We start from the raw sequence: 13,814 nt of genomic DNA on the forward strand, positions 1-13,814 counted from the left end.
AGTCTCCAGGAGTCACGTCATGGCCCTTCCCGCCATTGCCCCCTACACCATGCCCGGCGCCGCCGAGCTGCCGATGAACAAGGTGTCGTGGACGCCCGATCCCAAGCGCGCGGTGCTGTTGATCCACGACATGCAGAACCACTTCGTGAAGGCCTTCACGGCCGGCCAGTCGCCGGTGACGGAGCTGGTGGCGAACATCCAGCGGCTGCGCCAGCACTGCGCCGCACTGGGCATCCCCGTGGTGTATTCCGCCCAGCCCGGCGGGCAGAGCATCGAGCAGCGCGGCCTGCTGCTGGACTTCTGGGGCATGGGCATCGCCGCCGGTCCCGGCCCGGAGCAGATCATCGACGCGCTGAAGCCCGCCGAGGGCGACATCCACCTCACCAAGTGGCGCTACAGCGCGTTCCGCAGGACGGGGCTGATGGAGCTGCTGAAGGAGAAGGGCCGTGATCAGCTCATCATCACCGGCATCTACGCCCACATCGGCTGCCTGCAGACGGCCAGCGATGGCTTCATGAGCGAGATCCAGCCGTTCCTCGTCGCCGATGCCCTGGGCGACTTCTCCCGCGAGCAGCACCTGCTGGCGCTGAACTACGCGGCGAAGCTGTGCGCCGTCACCACCGTCACCGACCGGGTCATCGAGATGCTGGGGCCGGTGGGCTCGGTGGACGCGCGGGAGTTCTCCCCCCAGAGCGTCCGCGAGGAGGTCGCCGAGCTGTTGGTCCAGGCGCCCTCGGAGCTCGGCGATGACGAGAACCTGCTCGATCGGGGACTCGACTCCATCCGCATCATGAGCCTGGTGGAGCGCTGGAGGCGCAAGGGCGCGGAGATCACCTTCGTGGAGCTGGCCGAGCGTCCGACGCTGACCGACTGGTACGCGCTGCTGTCCTCGAGCTCGCGGCAGCCCGAGTCCGTGACGACGCGCTGAGCCCCTCTGCCCCCACCGCGCCGGGCGCCTTTCTCCACCCGAGGACCGAATCATGAGTGACACCCAGAAGATCACCCTGCCGCTGTCCGCGGCCCAGCACGGCATCTGGTCGGGCCAGCAGTTCGACCTCCAGAGCGCCGTGTACAACGCGGGCGAGTGCATCGAGATCCAGGGGCCCGTGGATGCGGCCCTCTTCGAGGCGGCGGTGCGCCAGACGGTGGGGGAGGCCGAGGCGCTGCACATGCGCTTCGTGCCCGGCGCCGAGGGACCCGTCCAGGTGGCGGACCTCTCGGAGTGGGAGCTGCACCGGATCGATCTGCGCGGCGCCCGGGATCCCTGGGCGGCGGCGCTCGAGTGGATGTGGGCGGACCTCTCCCGGCCGGTCGATCTTCGCCAGGGTCCCCTCTTCACCCAGGCGCTCTTCCAGGCCGCGCCCGATCGCTTCTTCTGGTTCCAGCGCGTCCACCACGTCGCCATGGATGGCTTCGGCTTCTCGTTGCTCGCGCGGCGGGTGGCGGAGCTCTACACCGCGAAGGTGTCTGGACGTCCCACCCCGGAGGGGTTCCGCCGCCTGGGCCCGGTGGTGGAGGAGGACGCCGCCTATCGCAACGGGCCGCAGTACGCGCTCGACCGGACCTTCTGGATGGAGCGCCTGGCGGATCGGCCCACGCCGGTGACCCTGGCCCGGCCCGAGCCCATGTCGCCCCGCTTCGTGCGCCAGACGCGTCACCTGGAGAAGGGTGAGGCGGAGCGGCTCCAGGAGGCGGCGCGCAAGGAGGGCCTGGGTTGGCCGGACCTGGTGCTCGCCGCCACGGCGGCCTGGATGCACCAGAAGACGGGAGCACCGGAGGTGGTGCTCGGCCTGCCGGTGATGTCTCGGCTCGGCTCGGCCGCGCTGCGCGTGCCGTGCATGGCGATGAACATCGTGCCGCTGCGCGTGCCCGTGCGGTCGGAGCAGGGACTGTTCGAGCTGGCCCGGGGCGTGGCGGCGGAGATGCGCGCCATCCGGCCCCACCTGCGCTACCGCTACGAGCAACTGCGCCGGGACCTGAAGATGGTGGGCGGACAGCGTCGGCTGTTCGGCCCGGTGGTCAACATCATGCCGTTCGACTACGGCCTGCGCTTCGCCGGCATGCCGGGGATCGCGCACAACATCTCCGCCGGCCCCGTGGAGGATCTGTCCATCGGCGTGTATGCCCGCGCCGATGGCGGTGGGCCGCGAATCGACTTCGACGCCAACCCCGCCTGCTACGGCGCCACCGAGCTGGATGCCCACCAGCGTGACTTCCTCCAGGTGCTGGCCACGCTGAGCGCGGCCCCTCAACAGCCCCTCTCCCAGCTCCTCCCCCTGGCTTCGTCCACGCACGAGGGCCACGCTCCGGCGAGCACGGAGGCCGCCTCCCCTGGAACCTCCGCCATCATCGAGGGCGAGCCACTGCCGTGCACCCCGCGCCCGGTGCTGGAGCTGCTCGCCGAGCGCGCCCGTGAGCAACCGGACGCGGTGGCGGTGGAGCACGGACCGTACCGCATGAGCTACCGAGAGCTGCTCGAGGCATCCCGGGCCCTCGGGGAGCGGCTCGTCGCGGAAGGAGCGCGGCCCGACGCCCCCGTGGCGGTGATGGTGCCCCGGAGCATCGACGCGATCGTGGCGAGCCTGGGCGTGCTGTTCGCTGGCGCGGGCTATCTGCCGCTCGATCCCTTCGGGCCGTCGGCCCGGACGGTCGGGATCCTCGAGGACGCCGCGCCCGCGCTGATCGTCACCACCGCCAAGACCCCGGAGCCCAAGGCCGAGCCGGTGCCTCCAGGCGGTCTGACCGTGCGGCGCAACGACAAGCCCTCGCGCGAGCCGTCCCCGTCCAAGCCCCGGAGCGAGGAGGAGCGCCTCGCGTATGTCATCTACACCTCGGGCTCGACGGGACAGCCCAACGGCGTGCAGATCACCCGGAGCGCGCTGGCCCACTTCGTGGCGGGCGCGACCGCGCGCTACGGCGTGCGCCGCGAGGACCGGGTGCTGCAATTCGCTCCGCTGCACTTCGACGCCAGCGTGGAGGAGATCTTCCTGACCCTGTGCGCCGGCGCGAGGCTGGTGCTGCGCACCGACGAGATGCTCCAGTCCGTGCCCCGGCTGCTCGACGCCTGCACCGCCGCCGGCATCACCGTGTTGGATCTGCCCACGGCGTTCTGGCACGAGCTGGCCTACAGCGTCTCCACGGGCGGGCTCGCGCTGCCGTCCTCCCTGCGCACGGTCATCATCGGCGGCGAGGCCGCGCTGCCCGAGCGCGTCGCCCGCTGGCGCACCGCCGTGGGCGCCGGAGTGCAACTGCTCAACACCTACGGCCCCACCGAGGCCACCGTGGTGGCCACCGTCGCCACGCTCAGCGGGCCCCAGGCGGGCGAGGCCTCCGACGAAGTGCCCATCGGCCGTCCGCTGCCGGGAGTGAGCGCGGTGCTGCTCGACAAGAGTGGGCGGCCCGCCGCTCCGGGCACCGAGGGCGAGCTGTACCTGTTGGGAGGCGGCCTCGCGCGCGGCTACCTGGGACGTCCGGAGCTGGACGCGGCGCGCTTCACGGTGCTCGGGCAACTGCCCGGCCGTCCGCGAGCCTACCGCACCGGTGACACGGCCCGGCTGCGCGAGGACGGACAGTTGGTGTTCGTCGGCCGCGTGGATGATGAGTTCAAGATCAGCGGACACCGGATCGACCCGACCGAGATCGAAACCGTGCTGCTCGGCCTGCCGGGGGTGAAGGACGCGGCGGTGGTCGGCCAGATCCTGCCGGGAGGCACGCGGCGGTTGTGCGCGCACGTCGTCGCCACCTCGCCCGCGCCCACGGCGGCGGAGCTGCGCCGTCACCTGCTGGGAGTCCTGCCCGCGCCCATGGTGCCTGGGGCCTTCGTCTTCTCCGAGCGGCTGCCGCGCACCTCGAATGGCAAGGTGGACCGCGCCGAGCTGCGCCGGAAGATGGCCACCGAGGAGAGCACGACGGCCGCCGACGCCGCCACCGATCTGGAGCGGGAGATCCTCCGCATCTGGGAGCAGGTGCTGGGCGTGAGCGGGGTGACGACCCAGGACGACTTCTTCGAGCTGGGCGGACAATCGCTGCAGAGCATCCAGGTGGCCAACCGGCTCGGCGTGGCCCTGGGCCGCGAGGTGCCCGTCGCCACGGTGTTCCGCCATCCGACCGCCGCGGGGCTGGCCCAGGCGCTGGAGCACGGCTCGGGCCCCCAGGCCCAGGCCGGTGGCCTCACCGCCGCCATGCTCGCCGACGCCGAGCTGCCCGAGGAGATCGTCCCCAGGACGCTCGCCCATGACAAGAACCCCGTGTCCCAGGCGCCGCCGCGGCAGGTGCTGCTGACGGGCGCCACCGGCTTCGTGGGCGCGCACCTGCTCGACCAGTTGCTGCGCCAGACGCATGCGCGAATCGTCTGCCTGGTACGCGCCCGGGACGAGGCGCAGGCGATGGAGCGCATCCGCACGGCGCTGGTGGGCCAGGGGCTCGCCACCGACGGCCTCGCCGAGCGGGTGCTCGCGCTGCCGGCGGACCTGAGCCAGCCCTGGCTGGGGCTGGGCGCCACGCGCTTCCACGGACTGGCCGCCGAGTGCGACGTCGTCTACCACAACGCCGCGGTGGTCAGCGTCGTGCGCGAGTACGGCAGCCTGAAGGCGGTGAACGTGGGCGGCACGCGCGAGCTGTTGCGGCTGGCCGCCGCCGTGCGGCCCAAGCCCCTGCACTACGTCTCGACGCTCGCGGTGGCCCCCCCGTCGAACCTCCAGCCCGAGGTCCCCGAGGACTTCGTCCCCGCCCACCCGGGGCTGCTCGACGGCTACCAGCGCAGCAAGTGGATCGCCGAGCGACTCGTGCAGCAGGCCGGCGAGCGCGGTCTGCCGGTGGCCGTCTACCGCCTGGGCCGCGTGGTGGGCGCGTCCAGCACGGGCATCGTCAATCCGCAGGATCTGGTCTGGCGCATCCTGCTGGCCGGCATCCCCGCGGGCGTGCTTCCCCAGATGGACGTCCACGAGACGTGGACCCCGGTGGACTACGTGGCGCGCGCCATCGTGCGCCTGTCCCTGGTGCCCCGGAGCGGACCGGTGTTCAACCTCGCCCCCCACCCGGACGTGCGCTTGAGCGACGTGTTCCAGTGGGTGCGCGCGTACGGCTACCGGGTGGACTCGTGCTCCCTCCCCGAATGGAGGGAGCGTCTCGCCCGGCGCGCGGACTCCGCGGACAACAGCGCCACGATGGCGTTCTTCGATCTGCGCGCGGGCTCGGCGGATGCGGCCTTTGGCCTGGGACACATCCGTTGCGAACAGTTGACCCGAAGCCTCGCCGATAGCGGTATCTCCTGCCCCTCCCCCGACCGTGCCCTGATGGACCGCTATCTGAATGACTGCGTGGCACGCGGACTCCTGCCACGCCCATGATTCCCTCGCCCTCTTCATCCCGTCCTCACCCTGGTAATGGCGCTCCCGTGATGAATCGAAATTGGACTCCTCGCTCCTGGAGGGACAGGCCCCTCAAGCACATGCCCACCGACTATCCGAATCCCCGTGCGCTGGCGCGGGTCGAGGAGGAGATGTCCCGGCTGCCCTCCCTGGTGTCCCCCGAGGAGACCCGCCGTCTGAGGGACGCGCTCGGCCAGGTCGCCGAGGGCAAGGCGATCCTCCTGCAGGGTGGTGACTGCGCGGAGAGCTTCAAGGAGTTCTCGCCCGACAACATCCGCGGCACCCTCCGCCTGCTGCTCCAGATGGCGCTGGCGCTCACGTTCGCGGGAGGCCGTCCGGTGGTGCGCGTCGGCCGCATCGCGGGCCAGTTCGCCAAGCCGCGCTCCAGCCCCGTGGAGACCCGCGACGGCATCACCCTGCCCGCCTACCGCGGCGACAACATCAACGGCATGGCCTTCACGCTCGCCGAGCGCACGCCGGACCCCGAGCGTCTGCTGCTCGCCTGGCGGCAATGCGCGGACACGATGGAGATCGTGCGCGCCTTCGCCCAGGAGCGCCATGCGGACCAGGAGGCGCTCCGGCGCTGGGGAAGCGCACACCCCGAGCGGCAGAATCCGAGCCTGGATCCGCGCGACGTCTACACCAGCCACGAGGCCCTGCTGCTCAACGTGGAGGAGGCCCAGACGCGCCTCGAGCCCTCCACGGGCGGGTGGTACGACGCCTCGGCCCACATGCTGTGGATCGGCGAGCGGACGCGGCAGCTCGACGGTGGGCACGTGGAGTTCATGCGCGGCCTCCAGAACCCCATTGGCCTCAAGTGCGGCCCCACGATGGAGCCGGACGATCTGCTGCGGCTGATGGACGTGCTCAACCCCGAGGCCATCCCCGGCAAGCTGACGCTCATCGGCCGCTTCGGCGCGGACAAGATCGCCGAGCGCCTGCCCCGGCTCATGGCCGCGACCCGCCGCGACGGCCGCCCCGTCGTCTGGGCCACGGATCCGATGCACGGCAACACCCTGCAGGCGAGCAACGGCTACAAGACGCGGCCCTTCGACCGCATCCTCTCGGAGGTGCGCACCTTCATCCAGGTTGCCTCCGCCGAGGGCGTCCACCCCGGTGGCTTCCACCTGGAGATGACGGGACAGGACGTCACCGAGTGCCTGGGCGGCTCGTGCGAGGTGACCGAGAGCGACCTCCCCCTGCGCTACCACACCCACTGCGATCCCCGGCTCAACGCCGACCAGTCGCTCCAGCTCGCCTTCCTCGTGGCCGAACACCTCCGCGTCCTCCCCGCCCCTCGCGCCCAGGCCGCTTGAGTCCCCAACTTCCTTGACACCGCTCCGGATCACGCCTAACACCGCCCCGAAAATGAGAATGAGAACCATTTTCATATTCCGCCAGTGGAGCGGGGTGGTCCGAGGAGTGGGGAAGGCGTTGCTGGTGGCGGGGCTGCTGGGGACGGGGGGAGCCCTGGCACAGGAAGCGCCGGCGGCGCCCGCGCTCGAGGCGCCGAAGCTGAAGGAGTCCGCCGAGGCCACCTATCCGCCCGAGGCGCTCGAGGAGCGTCTGGAGGCGAAGGTCGTCCTGCGGCTGACGCTGGACGCGGAGGGACAGGTCACCCAGGCGGAGGTGGTGGGGCCTGCCGGGCATGGCTTCGACGAGGCGGCGCGCGAGGCGGCGCTGCGCATGCGCTTCGAGCCGGCGCGGCGCAACGGGACGCCCATGCCCTCGCGCATCCTCTATACCTACGAATTCCAGCCGCCGCCGGAGCCCACCCCTCCGGCCCCTCCGCCGCCGCCCGCGGGCTCGGACGAGCCCATCGAGGTCACGGTCCAGGGGCCGTCCGAGGGAGAGCGCCGGCGCCGGTCCGCCGAATCGGTCCAGGTGGTGGACACGGAGAACATCAAGCGCGAGGCGGCCGACCTGGGCGAGGCGCTGTCGCGCACCGAGGGCGTGAGCGTGCGCCGCTCGGGAGGGCTCGGCAGCCGGGCGCGCTTCTCGCTCGCCGGACTCACGGACGAGCAGATCCGCTTCTTCGTGGATGGGGTGCCGCTGGAGCTGGCGGGCTATGGGCCGGAGCTGGCCAACGTCCCCGTCAACCTCGTGCAGCGGGTGGAGATCTACCAGGGCGTCGTCCCCATCCGTTTCGGGAGCGATGCGCTCGGAGGCGCCGTCCAGCTCGTCACGGACCAGGAGGTGCGCGGAACGGGTGTCGCCGCTTCGTATGAGCTGGGCTCCTTCGACACGCACCGGCTCACGGTGAGCGGGCGGCACCTGCACGAGCCGAGTGGCCTGTTCCTCCGGGCCAATGCCTTTGTCGACAGCACCCAGAATGACTATCCCATCATCGCCAAGGTCGGCGATGCGCTCGGGCGGCCGCAGCCCCGGCGGGTCTACCGCTTCCATGATGCCTATGGAGCCAGGGGGGCCAGCGTCGAGGCGGGCTTCGTCGACAAGCCCTGGGCCCGGCGCCTGCTGCTGCGCGCCTTCATGAATGGGAGTGACAAGGAGTTGCAGAGCAACCCCAGCATGACGGTCCCCTACGGGGATGCGACCAGCGGGGAGAGCTCCCTCGGCGCCACCCTGCGCTACGAGCAGCTCCTGTCCGGGGGAGTCTCGGTGGATGCGGTCGCGGGCTACGTCTCGCGGCGCACGCGTCTGGATGACCTCGGCACGTGCTTCTATAACTGGCTGGGCAGCTGCGCCGCCCAGGCGCGGCCCCAGCCAGGAGAGTTGTTCTCGCGGCCCGTCGAGCAGCGAGTGAACCAGCACACCGGTTTCGCGCGGCTCACGTTCGGATGGACCCCCACGGCGGCGCACACGCTCCGCCTGTCGCTCGCGCCCACCGCGGTGGGCCGCACGGGCGAGGATCTGCGGACGCGCGCCCTGGGACAGGTGGATCCCCTCTCCGCCAACCGCAACCTGCTCTCCCTGGTCAGCGGTCTGGAATACACCCTGGGCGCCCTGGACGATCGCCTGGAGAACATCGTCTTTCTCAAGGACTACCTCCAGGTGGCGGATGCCCAGCGGCTGATGCCCGATGAATCCTTCGCTCCCATCGGACGGAACATGCATGGCCTGGGCGTGGGTGACGGCGTGCGCCTGCGTCTGCTCCGGGAACTCACCGCGAAAGCCTCCTATGAGTACGCCATCCGCCTGCCCCGCCCGGACGAGATCTTCGGAGATGGCGCGCTCATCGCCGACAACCTGGACCTGAATCCCGAGCGCAGCCACAACGTCAATCTCGAGCTCGCGCTGGATGCCCCGGACACCCGCGTGGGCGCGCTCCGCGCCAGCGTGGTGGGCTTCGGCCGGCTGGCGGATGAGCTCATCATCCTCGTGGGCCGGGAGAGCTACTTCACCTATCAGAACGTGTTCTCGGCGCGGTCCCTGGGCGCCACCGGCTCGGCCGGATGGACGTCACCCGGGCAGTACCTCTCCCTGGATGGGAATGTCACCTGGCAGGATCTGCGCAACACCTCGCGCGAGGGAGTCTTTGGTGGCTTCACGGGCAAGCGCATTCCCAATCGGCCCTACCTGCAAGCCAATGGCACCGCCCGCCTCCAGGCCAGTGGCTTGATGAGTGCCCGGGACGAGCTGACCCTCACCTGGCACGTGCGCTACGTCCACACCTTCTCCCGTGCATGGGAGGGCGTGGGCATCGAGAACCCCGAGCTGCAGATTCCCTCTCAGCTCCTCCAATCCCTGGCGCTTTCCTATGTCACCCGGGCCTGGAATTGGACGATGGGCTGGACGGTCGACGTGCAGAACCTGACCGACACGCCCGCGTATGACTTCTTCGGTGTGCAACGCCCCGGGCGAAGCATCTTCGCCAAGCTCACCGTGGAACACTGACCCCCTGATTTCAACCCGCAGAAAGGCAGTCTCATGAATCGAACCTCTCTCTTCCGCTCCTCGTGCCTCGCCGCCACGGCGCTCTCCCTGTCCCTGCTCGCGGGCTGCGATCCGGAGCCCACCCCGAACAACCCCAACAACGGCACCGGGCCGCTGTATGCCATTACCACCCAGGTCCTCGGTCAGGAGCCCATCAGCTACATCGTCCTGACGGACAAGGTGGATCAGACCACGACGGTCTCGCTGGACAACGCCCTCTCCATTCCCGGCCGCGCGCTCGGCGTGGGCATCGCGAAGACGGGCTCCATCTACGTGGGTCTGGATGACGGCTCCACCATCACGCGCTACACCCTGTCGGACAAGGGGACGCTGCAGCAGAACGGCCAGGTCGACTTCCTCAACCAGGGCGTGAGCTCGATTGGCGAGTACCAGGGCAACTTCCAGTTCGTCTCGCCGACCAAGGCCTACTACTTCGACGGCTCGTCCTCCCAGGCCATCGTCTGGAACCCCACGGACATGTCGGTCATCAAGGCCATCAAGCTCGAGGGCCTGACCGTCGAGGGCGCGAGCCTCGTCTTCTCGCCGTCGCCCTCGCGCCGCGAGAACCAGGTCATCATGCCCGTGGCCTGGCGCACCAGGACCGGCGTCGTCATCAAGCAGGCGGGTGTCGTCTCCATCGACACGCGGACCGACACGGCCACCGTCGTGACGGACAAGCGGTGCGGCTACGTGCACAGCAGCGTGTTCGGAGCCGATGGTCAGGTGTACCTGGCGACGGAAGCGTACGGCTCGGCGGCGCACCGGCTGGGCCCCGACACCAACCCGGAGCCCTGCCTGCTCAAGTTCAACCCGGACACGCTCCAGTTCGACACCTCCTTCTACAAGCCTCTGAACTCGCTGGCGGGCGGCGCCGTCACGGGCGCCCTGCTCCCGGGCCCCCAGGGCACGACGTACGTGCGCGTGCTGGATGAGAGCCTCGCCCCCGAGTCGTCGTTCAGCAGTGCCCGCCTCCTCGCGAGCGGCGCCGGCTGGCAGTGGTGGAAGGTGGACACCAGCGCCTGGACCGCGACGAAGCAGGACGGCTTCCCGGCCACCACGGGCAGCACCTTCCTCTACGAGGCGGACAATCAGATCCTCTACTCCGAGTTCGCCGCCGGCTCCACGGCCACGACCCTGCACCTGCTGGGAGACAAGGGCAAGCCCACGGTCACCACCCAGGGCCTGGCCTTCTCCTTCCTCCAGTTGCGCTAGTCCCAATCCTTTGAGACTAGAGTAGGACCCCGTTTCCCCCACGGCCCCCCACGCGAGCCTTGAAGGCGAAGGACGACGAAGATGCCTATCGTTGAAATCATCAAGAACGTCTTCGTGCAGTGGGGGGCCAACTGGGTGTTGTGGTTGCTGTTCGCCTTGTCCCTGGCCAGCTTCGGCGTCATCGTCGAGCGCTGGCTCGTCTTCCGGGGCAAGCAGGACGGCTTGCGCGAATTGACCCAGACGCTCGAGTCGTCGCTGGCCAGCGGGGACTTCGCCGGAGCGCTCGGGAAGCTCGAGGGGCGCACGTCCCTGGGCGCGATGGTGGCCCGCGCCGGGCTGCGGCTCGCTCCCCGCGGGCTGATGGCCGCCGACAAGGGCATGCAGAGCGCCCTCGCCGTCGAGCGCTCCGTCCTGGAGAACCGGCTGGCCTACCTGGGCACGCTGGGCAACAACGCCCCCTTCGTGGGGCTGTTCGGCACCGTCATCGGCGTGCTGCTGGCCTTCGAGGCGCTGGGCCACGCGCCGAGCGGCACGGGCGGCCACACGCCCCAGGTCGCCTCCAACGCCGTCATGGCCGCCATCGCCGAGGCCCTGGTGGCCACCGCCGTGGGCATCGGCGTCGCCCTGCCCGCGGTCGCCGCCTACAACTACTTCCAGCGGCGCATCACCCGCATGCTCGCGGACGCCGAGGCCCTCACCAACCTCGTGCTGGCCTATCTGTCCGCCCGCGAGCAGGGCAGCGCCGGAGGCGAGCGCGCCGAGGAGGACACCCCCACGGACGTGCCGCTCCAGGCCAGCGTCCGCGAGCCCAAGCACGCGCGAGGGGTGGTGTAGCCATGGCCGGTGGAACCCAGCCCCGCGGCGGCATCATCGAGGGCATCAACGTCACCCCGCTCGTCGACATCATGCTGGTGCTGCTCGTCATCTTCATGGTCACCACGAAGCTCGTCGACAGCCCCGCCCTGCCGCTGGATCTGCCCCAGGCCTCCCAGAGCGAGCAGGTACAGACGGTGCTCGCCATCTCCATCACCGCCAACGGTCAGTTGTGGGTGGATGGACAGGTGACACCGGAAGAAGCCTTGAAGCAGAGAACACAGGAGGCGCTCGCCCGGGACCCCGAGCTGCGAGCCGTCATCCAGGCGGATGGCTCCGTGCCCCACCGGCTGGTCATCTCCGTGCTCGATCGGCTGAAGGAATCGGGTCTCACCCGGGTGGCGTTCGGCACGGTGCAGCCCCCGGCGGCGAGCGAGGGAGACGAGCGTGCGAAGCCCTGAGGAGAGCATCGCGTCCATCATCCTGGGCCCCGTGCGGACGAGGCCGCCGGGCATCCTCGCGGGCGCCGTCCTCGCGACGGTGGCTCTTCATGGCGCCGCGGGGGTGCTCGCCTGGCGAGCCTGGCCCTCGACGCCGACGCCCGCCCCCCGCGTCGAGCCCAAGCCATCCATCAAGGTGGAGCACGTGGTGGACCTGCAACCCCCAGCGCCTCCCACCCCGCCTCCGCCGGCTCCTCCGCCGACACCCGCCCCCCGGGTGGCCCGCGCCCCCGCGCCCGCGAAGGCGCCTCCGCGCGACGTGCCCCCGAGCCCCCGCCCGCCGAGCCCGCCCAGGCGGCCGCGGTGGTGGCCGTGGACGCCGCCGAGGCGCCCCTGGACTTCACGGGCTTCGACATCGTGAGCGGCTCGGCCGAGCGCTATGCCGGAGGCGTGACGGCCTCCAACGGACGCTCCACGAAGGCCGTCCCCGGCTCGGCCGCCGAGGCCCCCGGGCCCGCCTCTCCCGGCAGGGCCCGGTCCGTGCAACTGCCCGCGCGCAGTTGGAGCTGCCCCTGGCCTCGCGAGGCGGACGCCCTGCGCATCGACGAGCAGACGGTCGTCCTGCGCGTCGTCGTCACCCCCGAGGGCCGGGTCACCACGGCCGAGCTGCTATCGGATCCCGGTCATGGCTTCGGGCAGGCGGCGCTCGCCTGTGCCCGGGAGGTGCGCTTCGATGCGGCCCTGGACGCCGAGGGGCGGCCCTACCTGGCCACCTCGCCCCCCATCCGCGTCCGCTTCACGCGCGGCTGAGGCCCCCGCGCGGGGGCCGTCCAAAGCCGCCGCTCGGACTAACGCAGCAGCGCGGCCTGCGCGAAGGCGGCCATGTGCTGCATGTTGACCTTGCCCTCCGCCACCTCACCCGCCACGGCGGCCCCGGCGCTCACGGTGCCCACGATATCGGCCAGCTTGCCCACCGTGGGCGCCGCCCCCATCAGGGAGCCGAGACCGCCCAGGGGGCCCGCGGCCACCATGGCCAGGGAGTGGTCGATGAACTTGTTGGCGAACGGCTTGGCCAGCTGACCGATGCCGAAGGGCGCCTTGTCCAGCGCCTTGCCCACCAGGCTCTTGATGGGGCCCGTCAGGGCGCTCAGACCCTTCTGCACCAGACCCGAGACCTTGCCGAGCGCACTCGCGGCCTTGCCGGCCACCGAGCTCAGCCCACGCGCGGCGCTGCCCAGGGCCTTGCCGGCACTGCCCAGCGCGTTGCCAATCCCGCCCATCGCCTTGCCGATGGCGCTGCCGATGCCACCCAGCGCCCCGCCGATCCCGGTCTTGCCCGCCGTTCCGGTCTTGCCCGCGGCGCTCGCCCCGGTCTTGCCCGCCGCTCCGCTCTTGCCCGCGGCGCTCGAGCCCGCCGTACCGCCGCTCTTGCCCGCCGAGCCCGCACCACCACCCCGACCCGAACCGCCAGCGCCTCCTGCTCCGCCAACTCCCATGGCCTGCCTCACATGTCTGCCCGGGATGCACACCGGGTGGGTTCATGAATGGCCCCGAATCACGGGGCGTATGAGGCAGTTATCGGCGGAGGCGATTCTCGAGTTGCGTGAAAACGAGACTACATGCGGCGTGGCCGTGCCTTGGGCACCTGCTTGAGCAGCTCCTGGCTCGTCTCCTCATCCACCGGGACCTGCTCCTGGTCCTCGTCGCCCCGCAGCGAGGGCTTGTCCTGGGTGTCCGACGGGGATTCGAACTGGCTCTTGTAGGCCTCGACGTTCCCAAGGCCCAGATCCCCCCGGACTCCCGCCAGGAGGAACTGGCCCACCTGCTCGGAGGAGGGAGCATTGTAGCCCGCGGCCCGCAGCTCCTCGTCCGGGGCCACGTAGAGCTGGGGTTCCTGCTCCGGATTGCGCAGATAGTGGAGCACCATCTCCACGTAATCCTCCAACTCCATCCCCACGTCCCTCGCGATCCGCCGGGTGTCCGGGTCGGCGAGCAGCTTGGCGCGCATGTTCTCGATGGGGAGCTGGGGACCTGGCTTCTTCTGGGACATGGCGGCGGACTCGCATCCACGAGGAGTGAGGACGTC

At 70.6% G+C, this 13,814-nt stretch carries 10 protein-coding genes; 8 read left to right on the forward strand and 2 right to left on the reverse strand.

Annotated elements, in window-relative coordinates:
* Positions 1-19 precede the first annotated feature (19 nt).
* The 8 genes from CYFUS_RS37320 (at position 20) to CYFUS_RS52000 (ending at position 12,538) form a co-directional block, all read left to right on the forward strand.
* On the forward strand, positions 20-928 hold the full coding sequence (locus CYFUS_RS37320; RefSeq protein ID WP_095989536.1) for an isochorismatase family protein: 909 nt from the start codon (positions 20-22) through the stop codon (positions 926-928).
* A gap of 52 nt (positions 929-980) precedes the next feature.
* On the forward strand, positions 981-5,348 hold the full coding sequence (gene mxcG, locus CYFUS_RS37325) for a myxochelin non-ribosomal peptide synthetase MxcG (protein ID WP_095989537.1): 4,368 nt from the start codon (positions 981-983) through the stop codon (positions 5,346-5,348).
* A 50-nt stretch (positions 5,349-5,398) separates the two neighbouring features.
* Positions 5,399-6,685 (forward strand): 3-deoxy-7-phosphoheptulonate synthase class II, encoded by a 1,287-nt coding sequence (locus tag CYFUS_RS37330; RefSeq protein ID WP_269770169.1) that lies wholly within the window; start codon positions 5,399-5,401, stop codon positions 6,683-6,685.
* A 58-nt stretch (positions 6,686-6,743) separates the two neighbouring features.
* Positions 6,744-9,224, forward strand: coding sequence for a TonB-dependent siderophore myxochelin receptor MxcH (mxcH, locus tag CYFUS_RS37335; protein WP_232537020.1), 2,481 nt, complete (start codon positions 6,744-6,746; stop codon positions 9,222-9,224).
* 33 nt (positions 9,225-9,257) lie between these two features.
* Positions 9,258-10,475, forward strand: a complete 1,218-nt coding sequence (locus CYFUS_RS37340; protein WP_095989539.1) for an MxcI protein — start codon at positions 9,258-9,260, stop codon at positions 10,473-10,475.
* An 81-nt stretch (positions 10,476-10,556) separates the two neighbouring features.
* Positions 10,557-11,309 (forward strand): MotA/TolQ/ExbB proton channel family protein, encoded by a 753-nt coding sequence (locus tag CYFUS_RS37345; RefSeq protein ID WP_095989540.1) that lies wholly within the window; start codon positions 10,557-10,559, stop codon positions 11,307-11,309.
* Between the two features lie 2 nt (positions 11,310-11,311).
* Entirely contained in the window at positions 11,312-11,749 is a 438-nt protein-coding gene (locus tag CYFUS_RS37350; protein WP_095989541.1) for an ExbD/TolR family protein, read from the forward strand.
* 342 nt (positions 11,750-12,091) lie between these two features.
* Positions 12,092-12,538 carry an energy transducer TonB family protein gene (locus CYFUS_RS52000; RefSeq protein ID WP_198316275.1) on the forward strand — a complete coding sequence of 149 codons (447 nt, stop codon included), beginning with the start codon at positions 12,092-12,094 and terminating at the stop codon, positions 12,536-12,538.
* A gap of 38 nt (positions 12,539-12,576) precedes the next feature.
* Here the strand turns inward: CYFUS_RS52000 and CYFUS_RS37360 are convergent, their stop codons facing one another.
* Both CYFUS_RS37360 and CYFUS_RS37365 read right to left on the reverse strand, forming a co-directional pair.
* Complete coding sequence (locus CYFUS_RS37360) at positions 12,577-13,224, reverse strand: hypothetical protein (RefSeq protein WP_095989542.1); 648 nt, start codon at positions 13,222-13,224, stop codon at positions 12,577-12,579.
* Between the two features lie 119 nt (positions 13,225-13,343).
* On the reverse strand, positions 13,344-13,778 hold the full coding sequence (locus CYFUS_RS37365; protein ID WP_095989543.1) for a hypothetical protein: 435 nt from the start codon (positions 13,776-13,778) through the stop codon (positions 13,344-13,346).
* Positions 13,779-13,814 lie beyond the last annotated feature (36 nt).

Source organism: Cystobacter fuscus, from assembly GCF_002305875.1.
Lineage (GTDB): Bacteria > Myxococcota > Myxococcia > Myxococcales > Myxococcaceae > Cystobacter > Cystobacter fuscus_A.